This is a genomic window from Kordiimonas lacus, from assembly GCF_001550055.1.
In the GTDB taxonomy this organism is placed as follows: domain Bacteria; phylum Pseudomonadota; class Alphaproteobacteria; order Sphingomonadales; family Kordiimonadaceae; genus Kordiimonas; species Kordiimonas lacus.
The window spans coordinates 703,640-720,494 of sequence record NZ_LRUA01000010.1 but is presented as its reverse complement, the minus strand read 5'-3'; the positions used below and the strand labels follow the sequence as shown (position 1 = coordinate 720,494).

At 57.0% G+C, this 16,855-nt stretch carries 13 protein-coding genes; 5 read left to right on the top strand and 8 right to left on the bottom strand.

Annotation, left to right across the window (positions count from 1 at the left end; translation table 11 throughout):
* Positions 1–136: 136 nt before the first annotated feature.
* The 7 genes from KORLAC_RS18275 to KORLAC_RS18245 form a co-directional block, all read right to left on the bottom strand.
* Positions 137–1,168, bottom strand: a complete 1,032-nt coding sequence (locus KORLAC_RS18275) for a cupin-like domain-containing protein (protein WP_068309223.1) — start codon at positions 1,166–1,168, stop codon at positions 137–139.
* Positions 1,169–1,175: 7 nt separating this feature from the next.
* Positions 1,176–2,726 carry a tryptophan halogenase family protein gene (locus KORLAC_RS18270; protein ID WP_068309221.1) on the bottom strand — a complete coding sequence of 517 codons (1,551 nt, stop codon included), beginning with the start codon at positions 2,724–2,726 and terminating at the stop codon, positions 1,176–1,178.
* A 23-nt stretch (positions 2,727–2,749) separates the two neighbouring features.
* Complete coding sequence (locus KORLAC_RS18265; RefSeq protein WP_068309219.1) at positions 2,750–4,243, bottom strand: tryptophan halogenase family protein; 1,494 nt, start codon at positions 4,241–4,243, stop codon at positions 2,750–2,752.
* A gap of 4 nt (positions 4,244–4,247) precedes the next feature.
* Positions 4,248–4,964 carry a SapC family protein gene (locus KORLAC_RS18260; RefSeq protein ID WP_068309218.1) on the bottom strand — a complete coding sequence of 239 codons (717 nt, stop codon included), beginning with the start codon at positions 4,962–4,964 and terminating at the stop codon, positions 4,248–4,250.
* 194 nt (positions 4,965–5,158) lie between these two features.
* Entirely contained in the window at positions 5,159–8,278 is a 3,120-nt protein-coding gene (locus KORLAC_RS18255; RefSeq protein ID WP_068309216.1) for a TonB-dependent receptor, read from the bottom strand.
* Between the two features lie 330 nt (positions 8,279–8,608).
* Positions 8,609–9,619 (bottom strand): LacI family DNA-binding transcriptional regulator, encoded by a 1,011-nt coding sequence (locus KORLAC_RS18250; protein WP_068309212.1) that lies wholly within the window; start codon positions 9,617–9,619, stop codon positions 8,609–8,611.
* A 54-nt stretch (positions 9,620–9,673) separates the two neighbouring features.
* A complete protein-coding gene (locus KORLAC_RS18245) occupies positions 9,674–10,900 on the bottom strand; it encodes a nucleoside permease (protein ID WP_206595009.1) in 1,227 nt (408 codons plus the stop codon).
* Between the two features lie 156 nt (positions 10,901–11,056).
* Between KORLAC_RS18245 and KORLAC_RS18240 the strand changes: the two genes are divergently transcribed.
* Both KORLAC_RS18240 and KORLAC_RS18235 read left to right on the top strand, forming a co-directional pair.
* Positions 11,057–12,163: a Gfo/Idh/MocA family protein gene (locus tag KORLAC_RS18240; protein ID WP_068309207.1), complete on the top strand. Its 1,107-nt coding sequence runs from the start codon at positions 11,057–11,059 to the stop codon at positions 12,161–12,163.
* A 15-nt stretch (positions 12,164–12,178) separates the two neighbouring features.
* Positions 12,179–13,090: a sugar phosphate isomerase/epimerase family protein gene (locus KORLAC_RS18235; RefSeq protein WP_068309205.1), complete on the top strand. Its 912-nt coding sequence runs from the start codon at positions 12,179–12,181 to the stop codon at positions 13,088–13,090.
* 19 nt (positions 13,091–13,109) lie between these two features.
* Here the strand turns inward: KORLAC_RS18235 and KORLAC_RS18230 are convergent, their stop codons facing one another.
* Positions 13,110–13,616, bottom strand: a complete 507-nt coding sequence (locus KORLAC_RS18230; protein ID WP_206595008.1) for a gluconokinase — start codon at positions 13,614–13,616, stop codon at positions 13,110–13,112.
* A 142-nt stretch (positions 13,617–13,758) separates the two neighbouring features.
* On the opposite strand from KORLAC_RS18230, the gene KORLAC_RS18225 reads away from it, so the two are divergent.
* The 3 genes from KORLAC_RS18225 to KORLAC_RS18215 are packed head-to-tail and all read left to right on the top strand — an operon-like array spanning position 13,759 to position 16,855.
* Complete coding sequence (locus tag KORLAC_RS18225) at positions 13,759–14,295, top strand: gluconate 2-dehydrogenase subunit 3 family protein (protein WP_068309201.1); 537 nt, start codon at positions 13,759–13,761, stop codon at positions 14,293–14,295.
* Positions 14,292–16,004: a GMC oxidoreductase gene (locus KORLAC_RS18220; RefSeq protein WP_068309200.1), complete on the top strand. Its 1,713-nt coding sequence runs from the start codon at positions 14,292–14,294 to the stop codon at positions 16,002–16,004. Before KORLAC_RS18225 ends, KORLAC_RS18220 begins: the two co-directional genes overlap by 4 nt.
* A complete protein-coding gene (locus tag KORLAC_RS18215; protein ID WP_068309198.1) occupies positions 16,004–16,855 on the top strand; it encodes a sugar phosphate isomerase/epimerase family protein in 852 nt (283 codons plus the stop codon). Before KORLAC_RS18220 ends, KORLAC_RS18215 begins: the two co-directional genes overlap by 1 nt.

Here is a 16,855-nt window from a genome sequence, read left to right as displayed (position 1 = left end):
CATGGCGTTATGATCTCTTGTCAACCGCTGAAAGCCCCAACCTCCGCTTTCCAGGATAGAAGCGGACATAATGCCAAGGGGGACAAGAAGTCTGAAAACGACCCAAAGGAGACATATCAGGAGCATGGGCCCTGCGCTACCGGTTCAGTTTCCTGAGGACTTTCGCTCTCAAGCGACGGGCTGCGAAATCGTCCATCGGGCCAAGCTCGCCACGGACATGGGTTGGCAAATGCTCGGCGGCGGTTCCCGCTGGGCCAAACACGTAATAGTCAAACACGTGCCGCCACGCGGCCTTTTCATGAGCTGGCCGGTCACGCAGGCTCAACAGGCCGTGCAGTAGGGTATCCATTGGGTTGTCGACGAACGCAGGCACGTCGTTCCACCAATAATTCATCATGGCGTTGAAGCCGTCCCGCGCTTCCACCTGGTGCCACCAAAGCGCCGGGAAGAACAGCGCGTCACCGGGGCCGAGGTCCGCCACCTGCGCGCTGTCAAGCGCCTCGCGGAACCGGGGGTATCGATCATAATCCGGATCCTCCAAATCCACCATGCTCACCACCTGCCCGCCAGGCGTGGGCTCCAGCGGCCCGGGATACAGATTATGGATCTGTTCGGGCGGGAACAGCGTAAAGCGGCGCCGCCCGATCAGGTTGCAGGCCAGATTGTTCGACATGTCATAATGGGCGGCGGCAGTCGTCCGGTTCCCGATCCAGACACTGACAAGCATCGGCGATTTTTCGAACATGGCGTGGTTGAGCGTCAGGTCGTTTTGATCCCTGAAACCGGGCAGGAACAGGTCAACATCAGTTGACCCCATATAGCAGTGTCTGCCGCCTTCACGGGCGCCTTCCGCCTGAATCTGGTCCAGAAAGTCACCCAGGCCCGTGACCACGGCATCATAATTGGGGCAGGTCATGTCGGCGTTATAGAAAAAGCGGCCTTTCATGTCAGGCGTGCCGACATAGCCGGTAACCTGCCTGCCCGCGTCAAAGGATTTCAGCTGGTCGGTGAAGGCATCGGCGCCCTGTTCCCCCTGTTTGACAATCGGCCACTTGGCCGCCAGCCCCTTCAGGATCACAGGCTGCCCTTCATCAAGCAGGGTTTCAAACGGAATGGCATCGGGGTTCACCCCGTCCAGCACCCTGGTTCTGGTCTTGATGTCAGTCATGATCCCCCTATCCCCCTTGTCCCGTTCCCATGGCGCCGTTCAGCGTGTCCAGCAATGCCCTGTTCTGCGGCAGCAGAGCCTGCAATTGGGCCACCGTGCGTTCCACCTTGTCTGCGCATTTCTTGCCGAAGCTTTGCGCGTCTGGTGTCAGGGTGCCGGCTGTGCCGTCAGGGCGGAACCCCATGCCGTAAAGAACATACAGATAACTGGCCGGTGGGAAAACCGTGCCCCCGCCGTAGCGTGGCGCCTGTCCCTGATGCGGCTGCCGCCAGGCTTCCATATCCGCCACAAGTGATGCGGGCATGCTGTCCGGCTGCCGGTTATCCTGCCAGAAGGCTTCCGTGCGTTCACTGAGACAATAATGAAGTTTGAGGAAATGGATGATGTCATCCCAAATCTGGTGAAGGTCGCGGTTGAAGGCATCCCTGGATGTGGCCAGATCCCCGCTTTCCGCCACCAAGGCATCCGCCACCATATTGGCTGACGTTTCGATGAGCATAAGGGCCGAAGCCTCCAGGGGCTCCAGGAACCCTGCCGACAGGCCAATGGCCACACAGTTATGGTGCCAGAAAGCCTGCCGGTATCCTGAACCGATGGCCAGCTTGCGCACCGACAGGGCACCAAACTGCGCGTCATCCAGCCCCAGATAACCTCTCAGGCATTCTGTGGCCGCTTCTTCATCCATATGGTTGCTGCTGTAGACATGCCCAACGCCCCGGCGGCTGGACAGGCTGACGTCCCACACCCAGCCCGCGGGCTGCGCGGTGGCAACGGTGGTGGACTGAACGGGGTCGGCCTCGCCGTAGGGTACCTGGACCGCGAGCGCCGTATCGGCAAACAGAATGTCTGACTTGGGCGTCAGGCCAATGCCGTAATGCCCGCCCAGCAGCAATGACCGGGACCCTGTGCAGTCGATGAACAGGTCGCCGTCAATCCGGCCGCTGGCCTCGGTCTCGACCGCGGCAATATCACCGTTTTCAGCCGCCACCACGCCCAGAACCTTGTCGGCAATGTGGGTCACACCCAGCTGGCTGGTTGCGTGGCTGCGCAGGAAAACGGAAAAGGTGCCCGCGTCCAGATGATAGCCATAGTTGGTAAAGCCTGCATACCCGGGGCTGGTGAGCGACTTGGGCGCAAAGTGCCTTTCACACAGATGCTCCTGCGGGCATACGGTTCTTGAAAAGGATTGCGTACCCGCTTTGAGCCAATAGGCGGCGATATCGCCATCTTCGAAGCCTTCCGGCAGGTCAAACGGGTGATAGTAAAAATCTTCCGGTGTGTTTTTGCGCCACTGGCGGAACTTGGACCCCTGCTTGAAGGACGCGTGGCAGGCCGCGATGAAATCCTGCTCGTTGATCCCCATGGTGCGAAGAGTCATGCGCATGCTGGGCCATGTCCCTTCCCCCACGCCAATGATGGGAATATCCGGCGCCTCGATCACCGTGACGTTGACGGGGCGCGCAGCTGACGCCCTGGTGCGGGCCGCAATCAGCCCTGCCGTGATCCACCCGGCTGACCCACCCCCAACAATCACGATGTTTTTTGCCTGCGCCGTCATCCGCCTACCTGTTCCCCCGTATGCTATTCGCCTGCCATGGCGCAGTAGCGAGCGATGAAATCTGCGTGTGACGGCATTTGCGCCACTGTCCGGCGCACCCCGTCCGCATAGTTGGCCAGGGAAGAGCGGAGCTTGTCCGTCGTCATCAAACGCCCGGCCGGGTGATACGCACTGGTTTCAAACCGCTGCCCCAACAGCACCTGTATCCAGGAATCAATCCTGAACAGGTCTTCCTCGCCTTTATAGACAAGGCCATTGTCGCGGTAGAGCGCAAGGCGCTGTTTGAGTGTATCGGGGATATCCATGGCCTGGCGGTCGCGCCAGAAGGCCGTGTCGTCCCGCTGGGTCACATGATAGTGCGCGATGATGAAATCGCGGATGCTTTCAAATTCTTCCGATGCCAGGCGGTTGAAATGGTCCGCCAGCGCCGGGTTGCATCCATTGAAGGGGAAATACTGGATCAGCCGTGTGGCCGCAATCTGGAACAGATGGATGCTGGTCGATTCAAGGGGTTCCAGGAAACCGCTTGAAAGCCCAAGGGCCACACAGTTCTTTTCCCACAGTTTCTTGCGCCGCCCAGTCAGGAACTTTATCACCCGCGGTTCAAACAGCATCTCGCCGTCAAGGTTGCGCTCAAGCGTCGCGCGGGCCTCGTCGTCGCTGATATAGTCACTGCAATAGACATGGCCATTGCCCACCCGGTGCTGCAACGGAATGCGCCACTGCCAGCCGGCTTCATGCGCGATGGACCGGGTATAGGGCAGGATGTCTCCGGCTGACTGGGTCTGCACCGCCACCGCCCGGTTCATGGGCAGCCAGTGTGACCAGTCGTCATACCCGACACCCAGCACCTTTTCGATCAGGGCGGCACGGAAACCGGTACAGTCGATGAAAAAGTCGCCTTCGACCTCATCACCATTTTCCATGACAATGCTTTTGATAAAACCGCTTTCACCGTCCTGCCTGACATCGACAAACTTGCCCTCAACACGCGTCACGCCGCGTGCTTCGCTGTGGGCCCGCAGGAAGGCGGCATAGAGGCTGGCGTCCAGGTGATAGGCGTAATTCAGGTTCAGCTTGTCAGACAGCGCAAACTTCCCCGCTTCGGCGGCGCGCAGTTCCAGGCAATAATCGCCAAGATCGCCGCCAAAGCCATCCGCCTTCGCCTGCATCCACAGATGGTGAAAATCCGCCATCCAGGGAGATTTGCCGATTTGCCCGAACGAGTGGATATAGCTGTCGCCCTGCGCGCCCCAGTTTTCGAACTGGATACCCAGCTTGAAGGTGGCGCGGGTCGCGCGCATGAAGTCAACCTCATTGGCGCCGATCAGAACATGAAAGCTGCGGTGGGTGGGGATGGTTGCCTCGCCCACACCGACAGTGCCTATCTGGTCTGATTCCACCAGCGTGATGTCCAGCAGGCCCTTCAACTGGCTGCTGAGCGCGGCGGCCGTCACCCACCCGGCGGTGCCGCCACCGGCGATAACAACCCTGGGCCTGGCACGCATGTCTGTCATCGCATCAAGCCCTGTTCTTCCGGTCCACGAGCGACCGGATATTGTCCAGTGATGCCATCACCCAATAACAGGACGCCAGGATACCGTTCTTGTGCAGCCGGTCCAGCGCCTCTGCGGGCAGTGCCTGGAATTTTTCCTGGCTGATGGAATAAACACCGGGGAAGGAATATTGTTTGGTTTCGCTGGTTTTGATCTCCAGCGCGATGGGCTCAATCAACTCCAGCTCCTCCAGCATCGCGAAATAGCCCTTCGATATCGCGACCCCGTCATGCAAGGCCCGAAGCACATTGACGGCATGCTCCAGAATGGGGGCGTTGCCGCCCTGGGGCAGGAAAATCGGCAGCCCCTCTTCCTTGCTGACCGCCGGGCTATCCAGGTCGATCTGGATCTTGGCTTCAGGGTCTGCCGACGGCTGGTCTGGATTTTTCTGCAGCACAATCGAAAACGGCCCACGGGCCAGCACAGCCGGAATATAGTTGCCGTCCCACTGGTCCCCGCGCAGGAAAAGATTTTCATCCCGGTCCAGTCCCAGCAAGGCAACGGCACAGAAGTTTCCTTCGTCGTCCTTCCTGAACAGGATCGGATATTCACGCTGCAGGTCGCGGAATTCATTCGGAAAAACAAGGGCCTGATTGACGTGGTCGCCGTATGCCTCGCCACGGTTCATTTTGACCTTCAGGTCATGATGTTCAACGTTATCGAGCAAAACGACATTTGACATAGATACTTCCTTACATTGCTTCAGGCCTGCTGCCGATCATATTGCAATTCTGCGCGCTGACCAGCCCCTTGCAAATCTTACACACGATAATGTAACCGGTTTCTTAATGAAACAGGGCCGCCCCAAAGGGACGGCCCCGTCATTCGCTACTTAGCTTTTGGGAGAAGAGGTTCTTACTCTGAACACAGGGAAACTCAGAACTTGTAGCGTACGCCCAGATAGTAACGTGGAGCGTTCTCTCGTGCGAACCAAAGCTGGTTCGTGGCACGGTTATATTCTCGGCTGTCTTCACCGGTGATATTGATGGCTTCGAATGACACCGCAATATCTTCCGTCACATCGTAGCTGACGTTCAGGTCGAAGGTAGAGAATGCTTCGGTGAAGGTTGGGTTGTTGAACGCATCACCCCGGTTAGCGCTGGAGAGGAACTCGTCCCGCCAGTTGTAGGCCAGCCGTGCCGAGAAGCCATAGTTCTCATAGATCAGCGTGACGTTTGCGGTGTCCGAAAGACCGACCAGAGCAAACTGGTCATCGCTTGGATCAGCGCCGACATCGAACCCGATGTCACCGTCCACCAGCGTATAGCTGGCAGCCACACCGAAGCCCGTATCGCCAAAGAAGTGCTGAGCCGCAATTTCAAGGCCGCGGATAGAAGCTTCCTCGATGTTCAGTGGCCGGGTTACATTCACATCCCAGTTTGGATCATTGCCGTCTGCAACAACGTCAAAGTCCGTTTCCAGGCCGACATAGAAGTCGTTATCCAGAACGCCGTTTGAATAGTTCGCCTGGAATTCTGTAGTCGCTGCAGAAACGGATCCAAGCTGGTCAATCAGCGCTGTCATGGCAAACAGGGTCTGGTTGGTTGCGTCCACGCCCATGGCACCAAGCGCATCCAGCGCCTGACCTGACCGTGTTCCAGCAGCACCGGACGTCACGTCGCGGATGCCAAGATCCTCAACCACCGTGCGTTGGCCAACGAAGTTCTTCACATTCTTGTGGAACGCGCCCACGGAAATGAAGTCATCATCGCCATAGTACCATTCGAACGACAGGTCGAAGTTCTCAGATACCAGTGGCAACAGGCCTGGCGTACCGGCGCTTCCCGTCAACGGGTTGCCAAGGGCCGATGGGCCAGGAGGCTGGTTGACGGAAATACTGGCGTTCAGGTTGTCATAGGACGACCGCGACAGGGTTTTGCTGTAGGAGAAGCGGGAAACGAAATTGTCCGTCAGGTCCACTGCGATATCCAGGTTCGGCAGGAAATTGTCATACGACGCATCCTGCGTGAAACCGGCTGTCGCTGACCCGGCAACACGGGCAAAGTCGTTATCGCCTTCCCACACGATGTCCGTTGTCGGCGCAGACTGCGTGAAGGACGTAACGTCTGTCTGCTCATAGCGCAGACCGGCACTGATACGAACAGGGCGCTCTGCCAGTTCAAACTCGCCATCAAACTGGGCGTAAACGGAGATCACCTGCTCTTCAACAATGTCGAAGTTGCTTTGCAGAAGGCCAATCGCATTGCCCTGCGCCGCATAGAACGGGCTTGTCGCTTCCCAGATATCCAGCGCATTGCCGCGGAAGCCTACGAGACCGTCCTGAACAGGGAAATCATTGTAGCGGCCTGACAGGTCAAACTGCTCGAGAGCACCTGGCGCCAGGTCTTCCACATCGCCCGGGTTGGACGCACCCCAGTTACCCATTGTCTGGCGATACAGCGCTTCAGACGTTTCGTTGGATTGTTCGCGGTAATTGGCACCGAATGTCAGTGCGATGCTGTCATCCAGATCCCACTCAGCGCGGAAATCAACCTGGTCCACCTTGTTGATCTGGTGGATGTAACGCAGGTCGTTGGCGATTTGCGTACTGATGTCGTTCACATCATAGACGCCGTCACCGTTGCTGTTGATCGAATCGTCACGCGTGATGCCAATCACCGGCGTGCCGCTTGAGAAATCAAGAGACTGGGCGGTAACAATCGGCATAGCCATACCAACGTTGGTCTCGGCATAACCCGTGCGCGCATTTGGCGTAACGCTGGCTTTGGAGCTGTGCGCATCCAGTTTCAGCGTCAGGTTGTCCATCGCATCATATTCGATGTTTACACCAAAGGATTCGAGCTTGTCCTTCGTTGCACGATAGGACTGCTGCAGGGCGTAGTCTTTCGCACCGCCAATGGTTTCCGCCATAAATTCGGCAGTTGCCACAGTTGGGTTGTCATCAAATGTAACCTGCGAGAACGGACGGCTGAACCAGTTGCTGATGTCAGCGCGCTGCTCTGCCGCTTCGGTTTCCGCATAAAGGACATCTGCTGTCATGCGGATGCGGTCGGTCGGGTTGAACTGCACAACAGCCTGGCCGTTGATCCGCTCGCGGGTGATGTCGGTAACCCGGAACCGGCTGTCACGGGCAATTGCCACAAGTTGGCTGCCATCAGACGGCAGGTTGTTTACCTGCGTGCTGCTGTTGACCATGCCGTTTGACGGGTCCAGGAACTGGTCGGCTGTGAAGATATCCCAGCCTGCAACACTCAAGGTGCCGGAACCGCTGTCACGGCGGGAATACCCACCGAACAGGCTGATGCCGAAAGTGCCGCCTTCGTTGCTCCAGCTCATCATGCCTGTGAGGTCCGGCGTTACATCGTTATAGATGTCCACACCAGAATCATGGGCGGCCTTGGCAATGATTGTGCCTGTGAAACCTTCGGTTTCCAGTGGCTTGCGAGTCTCGATGTTGATTGTGGCACCCACACCGCCAGACGCGATATCGGCGCGACCGGACTTGTAAACCTGAAGCGCACGAACGCTTTCAGATGCCAGGTTGGAAAGGTCGAACGCACGGTCACTGGCCTGACCCAGGAGACCGGCACCGGAACCACCCACAATCGGAATGTCCGCCGACGGCATGGACCGGCCGTTCAGGGTAATCTGGTTGAAGCCAGGGCCGAAGCCGCGAACAGTAACCTGCGAGCCTTCGCCCGCCTGCCTGTTGATGGCAACGCCTGTGATACGCTGAAGTGATTCGGCAAGGTTTGAGTCAGGGAATTTACCCATATCCTCAGCAACGATACCGTCCACGATACCGCGCGCGTCCCGCTTGATATCCATGCTTTCCTGCAAGGATTTGCGGATGCCGGTAACAACGATTTCCTCAAACGCCATTTCCTCGGAATCGGCAGAATCCTGGGCGCTGGCAGGCATCGCCAGTCCCATTGAAAGCATTGCAGCAAAAGAAGTGCTTCCCAGCAGTGTTTGCACCGTGCGCTTTGAGGCCGCAGGCCACTTCCGAGAATTGTGATTTAATTGGTCGGTCATCGTTCCCTCCCTAACTTCCCAACATAATTGGTACATATTTTTCCCACGAGTCTTGGCAAATATCGCGCTGGAAATCTGGCCCCATTAGCCGGTCACCCCTAACACTGAACAAACACGCGATTTGCCCCATCCCACACACACCCCCTTCCACGGCGGTGTATGCCTTGGTACTAAACAAACCATAATGTAACCGGTTACATTATGCAAAGCAAAAGTTTCAATCTGTTCGATATTTTTGAACAAAAATTATAACCACATGTTTTTATTGGGTTTTAATTGATAGATTTATCAAGGATGACAATTCGGACCGGGCCAAAATGTAACAAAATTCTATTCGGATTTCGGGGCTGGGCCGGTGCTGGCGCGGATCGCCAGCTCGAACGGCATCAACTGATTCCGTCTGGTGATCTCCTGCCCATCAATCATCTTGAACAACTGGCTGACGGCGGCAGGCCCGAATTCTTCCGATGGCTGCCGGACGCTGGTCAGCGCGGGCTCCATATATTTGGAGAACGGCAGGTCATCGAATCCGGCCACGGACACATCGGCAGGGACGCCATACCCGGCATGTTTTATGCCCCGCATGGCCCCGAAGGCCATTTCATCGTTGAAGCAGAAAAGCGCCGTCGGGGACTGATCGCCTGACAGCAACAACCGGGCGCCCTTTTCCCCGGCCTCCAGGGAATAATCCCCCTCAACAACCAGGCTCTCGTCATAGACAAGGCCCTGGCTTTCAAGGGCTTCCCTATAGCCCGCCATCCGGTCCCGCGTCAGCGGGCTCTGGGGCGGCCCGGCGATAACACCGATTCGGCGGTGCCCCAGACCAATCAAATAATTGATGATGGCTTTGGCCGCCTCTTTGTTATCCAGCTGGATGGTCGGCATACTGCCATCATCAACGCATTCACAGCAGTTGACGATGGGCAGGGCCTGGCCCGATTTCCGTTCCCGGTCATCAAGCGGATAGCGTGCGCTCAGCTGGATAATGCCGTCCGTCTGGCTGGTCAGCAGAAGCTGCGCCAGTTCCTGCTCTGTCTTGATATTGCCCAGGGTATTACCCAGCACCACATTATAGCCCCGCGCCCGCGCGGCCTTCTGAATGCCGCTGATCACCCGGGCGAAGAATGGGTTCGACATATCGGGCACCAGCACCAGAATGGAATAGGTTTTCTTGGACCGGAAAACCTGCGCCATCATATTGGGCTTGTAGCCAACGTCCCTGGCGGCTTCTTCGACCTTCTTGCGCGTCTTTTCCGATACTACATCGGGCTTTTGCATCGCCCGTGACACGGTCGCCACTGACACGCCGGCTTTCTTCGCCACTTCCCGAATATTCGTCATTGCCCGCCCCCGGATCTATGCTGCCTGCTAACTGAGAACCCAAGCAAGGCGCCGCTATGCAGGGAGCTCATCTGCTGCCTTTGGTTTGTTATCCTCCCGAAACAGCAGTTGAAATAACAAAGCCACGAATGCTGCGAAAATGCAAGGCACCCACCAAATGGCGGACCATTCCTTGACGCCCTCGGCCGTGAAATAGTCAACGGTTGCCCCCGCCAGCACCGACCCAATGGCCAGCCCAACACCGTAAGTCAGCAAGGCAATGAAGCCCTGGGCGCTGGCCCTGATGGATTTATCGGCTTTCCGGTCCACGTAAATCTGCCCCGTGACAAAGAAGAAGTCATAGCAGATGCCGTGCAACAGAATGCCGGCATAGAGCATCCAGGCACTTGTGTCCCAATCCCCAAGGGCAAAGAAAGCGTAGCGGGCCACCCAGGCCAGCATGCCGGCAAGCAGCATCCATTTCACGCCCAGGCGCACAAAAAAGAGCGGCATGAGAACCATGAACAACACTTCAGACGCCTGACCAAGGCTCATGGTTGCCGCAACCGACGTCATACCCGCTTCGTTCAGAAACAGGTTGGTAAAGGCATAATAGAAGGCGAGCGGAATGGACACCAGGAGCGAGCACAGCGCAAAAACCGCAAATGACCGGTCCTTGAGGAGCGACAGCGCGTCAAAGCCCAGAAGTTCCTTCACGGTCACCTTGGCACCGGCATTCTGCGGCGGCGTGTTTGGCAGCGTGAAACTATACAGCCCCAGCACCAGGGAGGCAGCAGCAGCCAGCTTCATCGGCAGGGACGTAGCCTCAACCCCTTCAACGAATCCGGACAAGACAAAGCTGATCGCAAGACCCGCAGCAATCCAGCCCAGCGTGCCCCAAACCCGTACCTTCGGGAACTGGGTGTCGGGCACTTCCATGGCCCCAAAGGAAACTGCATTCACAAGTGCCAAGGTCGGCATATAGCAAATATTATAAAGCACCAGTCCGATGATGATGGCCGACTGGGCTTCAAGGTCAGAGACGGTGAAAAGCACTGCCGCGCCCGCAATATGCAACACTCCCAGGATTTTCTGCGAGGGGAAAAAGCGGTCGGCGATCATGCCGACAAAAAAGGGCGCCACCATCGCGCCGATGTTGTTGGTAAGATAGGCGAACCCGATATCAGACCCGGAAAATCCGATTCGCGCCAGATAGGTCCCAAGGGTGACAAACCAGGCGCCCCAAATAAAGAACTGAACGAACATCATCGCGCTCAGGCGCGCATAAACTGAAGCTGACACAATTTTCCTCCTTCGGCACCTTGGCACATCCGACATGCCATCGCCTTCCCAAAAATAAGGTTAAGAAATTTTTGATAGACTTGACAAGCTAAAATGTAACCGGTTACAAAACTGTTCAACAAAGGATATGCCCCAGGTGGGCAAAGGGAAGCAATCATGTATCGATTTTCAGCCGCCATTGTCGGTTCAGGATTTATGGGCACCACGCACCTCGAGGCGCTGCGGCGGCTGGGCGTGCGGGTTGCCGGTATTGCCTGCAGCTCTGCGCAGAAGGCTGAAGCCGAGGCGCAGGCCCTGGGGCTTCCGAAGGCCTACCAGGACTATGACGAACTGATTGCAGACAAAAGCGTTGACGTCGTTCACATCTGTGTGCCCAACAACCTGCATTTCGATATGGTGAAAAAAGCGCTGGAGGCGGGCAAGCATGTGATGTGCGAAAAGCCGCTGGCGCTCAATTCCGATGAAACGGCAGCCCTGGTAACGGCGGCGCGCACCTCAGGTGTCGCGGCGGCTGTGTGCTATAACCTCCGGTATTATGCGCTGAATTTCGAGGCGCGCGAGCTTGTCGCGTCAGGCAAGATCGGGCGCCTGTTCCATATCAATGGCTGCTATATTCAGGACTGGCTGCAGTTCGAAACCGATTTCAACTGGCGCGTGGACAGCGCGAAGGGTGGTGCCCTGCGGGTTGTCGCCGATATCGGCACCCACTGGATGGACATGGTGCAGATGATTTCCGGGCGCAAGATCCAGAAGGTTTTCGCCGATCTCGCCACCGTGCACCCCACCCGCCAGAACCCGAAGGACCAAAGCACCGTCACCGTTGATACCGAAGACTGCGCCAACATCCTGTTCAGGATGGATGACGGCCTGATGGGCAGCTTTACCGTGTCGCAGGTGGCGTCTGGCCGGAAGAACACGATTCGGTATGAAATCTCGGGTGACCAGGGTGCTGTCGCATGGAACAGCGAAGCGCCGGACGAGCTGTGGGTTGGCCACCGGGACAGGCCGAACCAGACAATTGTCAAAGACCCGGGCGGCTTAAGCCCGTCTGCTGCGCGCCACGCGTCCTACCCTGGCGGTCACGCCGAAGGCTATCCGGATACATTCAAACACTGTTTCCGCGATTTTTATGACTATCTCGAAGCCGGGGACATGGCAGCACTGCCGCCCTTCCCCACCTTTTCAGACGGCCACAGGGAACTCCAGTTGTGCGAAGCGATACTGAAGAGCCATCAGCAGAGCTCTTGGGTTGATGTCGGTTAAAAGTAGGAAAGTTTTATGAAATTTGGTTTTCAAAGTGCCATCTTGGCCGACCTGAGCTTCGAGGAAGTAGTCGATTTTGCATCGGAAAACGGCTTCGAGTGCGTCGAAATCATGTGCTGGCCTGTCGGCCAGGCAGACCGGAAATATGCTGGCGTCACACACCTGGACGTCACCAATTTTACCAAGGCGGACGCCGAAAAGGCGCTGGGCTACTGCGAGAAGAAGGGCGTCAGCATCAGTGCGCTTGGCTATTACCCGAATCTCCTGAGCCCAGATGCCGAAGAAGCCGAAACCAGCCTCAACCACCTGAAGAAGGTGATCGAGGCGTCTCACCTCATGGGCCTGGACCTTGTGACCACTTTTGTCGGCAACGACTGGACAAAGTCAGTTGAAGACAACTGGTCGCGCTTCCTTGAAGTATGGAAGCCACTGATGCAGTTTGCCGAGGAACGCGGCGTTTTCATCGCCATTGAAAACTGCGCCATGTATTTCACAGACGACGAATGGCCCGCAGGGAAAAACCTGGCTTACAGCCCGGCAATCTGGCGGCGCATGTTCAAAGACCTTAGCAGCGATTATTTCGGCCTGAACTATGACCCATCGCACCTGATCTGGATGCAGATGGACCACCTGAAGCCACTCAAGGAATTCAACAAGCGCTTCTTCCATGCCCACGCCAAGGATGTGAAGGTCGACCGGGAAAAACTGGATGATGTTGGCACCATGGCTGTGCCGCTGTCATATCACGATCCGCGCATTCCGGGTCGCGGCGATATCGACTGGAAAGAATATGTGGCTGCTCTCAAGGCCAGCGGCTTCAACGGTGCTTTCTGTATCGAAGTGGAAGACAGCGATTATGAAAGCTCGCTGGATGAACGCAAGCGCGCCCTGACAGAAAGCGGCGCTTTCCTCCGCCAATATCTATAGTCAGCATTTACAGTCTGAATTAACTGTCTGGCGCCAACAGCTTTTCCTCAATCTCGGCCACAATTGCCGGTACGGGCTTTGCGATGTCAACGCAAATGGCGGCGCTAGGCACTTCAAGCGTTTCAAACTGGCTATCCAGCAGTCCGACGGGCATAAAGTGCCCTGCCCGCCTGGCCATCCGGTCAGCGATCAGCTCTTTCGTGCCTTCAAGATAAACGAACCGGGGAATGACCCGGCCCGACGAAAGCATGCGGCGGTAGCTGTCCTTCAGGGCCGAACATGCCAGAACAACGCCGCCGCGCGCTGCCACTTCGGCTTCAAGCAAGGTGGCCAGCTCCATCAACCAGGGTTCCCGGTCCGCGTCCGTGAGGGCAATACCGTCCCGCATCTTCTGCACGTTGGCCGCTGGGTGAAAATCGTCCGCGTCCTGGAACACAAACCCCAATCGGTCCGCCAACTGGCGACCAACCGTTGACTTGCCGCACCCGCTGACCCCCATCACCACAATGGCTCTGTCCATACTCATTGCGTGCATCCCCTTTTTTTCGGCATGTTTAACTTTACTTTAGAATTAGCTGTTGCAAATTCGAGAAAGCGTAATATGGTAGTTTTCAGGGAATGTAACCGGTTTCATTTTGGTTGCATAGGGAAAAATGGGAAGGCCCCATATGCTTGACAGAAGACAAATTCTGGTGGGCGTCGCAGCACTGATGGGGGGCGCTTTGTTGCCCGCATCCGTCAAGGCACTGCATGGAAGCGGCAGTGTCGGCGCATTCAGGAAGGCGACCCTTTCAGAACCACAAATGAAGGCCATCACCATCATGGCCGATATCATCATTCCGGAAACGGACACCCCCGGTGCATCCGGTGCGGGCGTCCCGGCGTTCATACGCACGGCAATGGCAAACTGGTTGTTGAAGGAGGAAGCGCAAGCTTTTGTCGACGGCCTGGACGGCTTTCTGGAGGCCCACCCTGATTTCCCGCGGCAGGATATCACTGCCCAAACCAACCTGATCGCAGGCATTGACAGCAGCCTGCATGACTTGCCGGAAAAATACCGCTTTTACCGACAGCTCAAGGAGCTGGTGTTGATTGGTTATTACACATCGGAAGTGGGGGCAGCGGAAGAGCTGGCCTACGACCCCGTCCCCGGCGGCTACACCATCATACCCGTTACAAGTGAGACGAAAGCGTGGTCAACATGACAAATACATCAGACAATTTTGACTTCGATGTTCTTATCGTCGGCTCGGGTATGTCGGGCGGCTGGGTGGCCAAGGAAATGTGCGAACGCGGCTATAAAACCGCCGTACTGGACCGCGGCGCCCCGCTTGAGCATGGCGCGGGTTATGAAAACGAAGGCAAGGCACCGTGGGAGATGCCGAACAGAGGCCGTGTTTCCAAGGAAGAAATCGAACGCGATTATGAAAAAAGCAGCCTGTGCTACGCGTTCAACGAATATACCAAACGCCATTTCATCAAAGACAGCGACTATCCTTTCAAGGAAAAGGACGGCAAGCGGTTTGACTGGATCAGAAGCGCCCGTGTGGGCGGCAAATCCGTCCTGTGGCACCGGCACTCCTACCGCTTCAGTGAAATGGACTTTCAGGCCAACAAGCAGGACGGCCACGGCTGTGACTGGCCGATCCGGTATGACGACCTGAAGGACTGGTACGACTATGTTGAGCGGTTCGCCGGCATCAGTGGGTCAAAAGAAGGCCTGCCACAGCTTCCAGATGGCGTATTCCAGAAACCGTTCGACATGAACCCGGTGGAGCTGGATGCCAAGGCCAAGGTGGAAAAAGCCTATCCGGGCCGGAAAATCATTATCGGGCGCGCCGCTCACCTGACCGAACCAACCGACGAACAGCTGGAGCTGGGGCGCGGCCCTTGCCAGGCAAGAAATGAATGCCAGGCCGGCTGTTCCTGGGGCGGGTATTTCTCAAGCCTGTCTGCCACCCTGCCTGCGGCAGACCGGACCGGCAACATGACGCTGGTGCCCAATGCCATGGTGCAAGAAGTGGTGTATGACGCCAAAACAAAGCGGGCGTCCGGCGTGCGCATGATCGACATCACCACCGGCGAGCGGGTTTTTATCTCTGCCCGGGTGGTTTTTGTCTGCGCCTCCACGCTGGCGACAACGCAAATCCTTTTGAATTCCAAAAGCGCAGAGTTCCCGCGCGGGATCGGCAACACCGGCAGTGCCCTTGGCCATTATCTGATGGACCATATCAAGGGGGCGGGCGCCAACGCCGTTGTGGACGGCTACGAAGATGTCTATTACGCCGGGCGGCGGCCTACGTCGCTTTATGTTCCCCGATTCCGGAACGTGACGGAGAAAACCGATGCCTTCCTGCGTGGCTACGGCATGCAGGGCGAAGCCCAAAGGCTGAGCTGGCGGGCGGCCATCGGCGCAGAAGGGATTGGCAAAGACCTCAAGGCGCGAGTTCAGAAACCGGGGCCCTGGACCTTCACACTGCAGGGCTTTGGCGAAATGCTGCCCGAGCATGAGAATTCAGTCTCTCTGAGCACCACCGAGACTGATCAGTGGGGCATGCCCATCCTGGAAATCAGCTGTGAATATGGCGCCAATGAACTGCGCATGAAAGAAGACATGCGAAATACCGCGACAGAAATGCTGCGCGCTGCGGGCTATACGAAAGTTCAGCCCTATAGCGAAGAAAGTTTTCCCGGCATCGTGATCCATGAAATGGGCACCGCCCGTATGGGCCACAAGGCGGACGACAGCTATCTGAACCGTCACAACCAGTGCCACAATGTGAGCAACCTTTTTGTAACGGACGGCGCCAGCATGACATCATCGGCGTGCCAGAACCCGTCCCTGACATTCATGGCCTTGTCGGCACGCGCTGCCGCGTTCGCCGATGAACAGATGAAAGCAGGAGCCCTCTAATGACACAACGTCCGATCACCCGGCGGTCCTTTCTGCGTGCCGCCGCCCTTACGGGCACAGCTCTCGCAGTCCCAACGCTTTTGTCGGCGTGTGGCGCGGCCAACGCCAGCGCACAGCCCATCGGCGTGCAGCTTTATACCGTCCGGGACCTGATGGCCAAGGATGTGGCCGGAACACTGGCGCAGATTGGTGCGCTCGGATACCAGGAAGTGGAGTTCGCCGGATACTTTGATCAGTCTTATGCCGACATCAAGGGCTGGCTGGCCGAAAGCGGCCTGACCGCCCCGTCCGCACATGTCTCGCACCAAGTGTTCAAGGAGAATTTCGAGGCTGCCGTTGAGGCAGCCACAGTGCTCGGACACAAGAATCTGTTCCTGTCCTGGCTGCCACCTGAGGACCGGACAGTTCAGCGCTATTACGCCATCGCCGAACTGTTGAACAAGAACGGTGAGATTGCCAAATCCGCTGGTATCCAGCTTGGGTTCCATAACCATGAATTTGAATTTAAAAATCACAACGGCCTGCGCGGCTATGATATTTTCCTGAACAACACGGACCGCAATCTGGTGAAGTTCGAACTGGACCTCTACTGGACCAGGGTCGCGGGTGTTGAGCCACTCCCCCTTGTCCAGGCGCATCCCGGCCGCTTCCCTTGCGTGCATGTCAAAGACTATGGCGCAGACGGCAGCATTGTGGACGTCGGCGATGGTTCGATCGATTTTGGGGGCCTCTATGCCCCACTCAGGAAAGCGGGGGTAAAGCACTTCTTTATCGAGCGCGACAACAGCCCGGCACCAATGGAAACCCTGACGCGCAGCATCAAAGCGTTTCAAAGCATGATCGGGAGATAA

Coding starts and splice junctions, on each gene's coding strand:
- KORLAC_RS18275 (WP_068309223.1), bottom strand. CDS start 1,168: ATGACTGACATCAAGACCAGAACCAGGGTGCTGGACGGGGTGAACCCC.
- KORLAC_RS18270 (WP_068309221.1), bottom strand. CDS start 2,726: ATGACGGCGCAGGCAAAAAACATCGTGATTGTTGGGGGTGGGTCAGCC.
- KORLAC_RS18265 (WP_068309219.1), bottom strand. CDS start 4,243: ATGACAGACATGCGTGCCAGGCCCAGGGTTGTTATCGCCGGTGGCGGC.
- KORLAC_RS18260 (WP_068309218.1), bottom strand. CDS start 4,964: ATGTCAAATGTCGTTTTGCTCGATAACGTTGAACATCATGACCTGAAG.
- KORLAC_RS18255 (WP_068309216.1), bottom strand. CDS start 8,278: ATGACCGACCAATTAAATCACAATTCTCGGAAGTGGCCTGCGGCCTCA.
- KORLAC_RS18250 (WP_068309212.1), bottom strand. CDS start 9,619: ATGACGAATATTCGGGAAGTGGCGAAGAAAGCCGGCGTGTCAGTGGCG.
- KORLAC_RS18240 (WP_068309207.1), top strand. CDS start 11,057: ATGTATCGATTTTCAGCCGCCATTGTCGGTTCAGGATTTATGGGCACC.
- KORLAC_RS18235 (WP_068309205.1), top strand. CDS start 12,179: ATGAAATTTGGTTTTCAAAGTGCCATCTTGGCCGACCTGAGCTTCGAG.
- KORLAC_RS18230 (WP_206595008.1), bottom strand. CDS start 13,616: ATGAGTATGGACAGAGCCATTGTGGTGATGGGGGTCAGCGGGTGCGGC.
- KORLAC_RS18225 (WP_068309201.1), top strand. CDS start 13,759: ATGCTTGACAGAAGACAAATTCTGGTGGGCGTCGCAGCACTGATGGGG.
- KORLAC_RS18220 (WP_068309200.1), top strand. CDS start 14,292: ATGACAAATACATCAGACAATTTTGACTTCGATGTTCTTATCGTCGGC.
- KORLAC_RS18215 (WP_068309198.1), top strand. CDS start 16,004: ATGACACAACGTCCGATCACCCGGCGGTCCTTTCTGCGTGCCGCCGCC.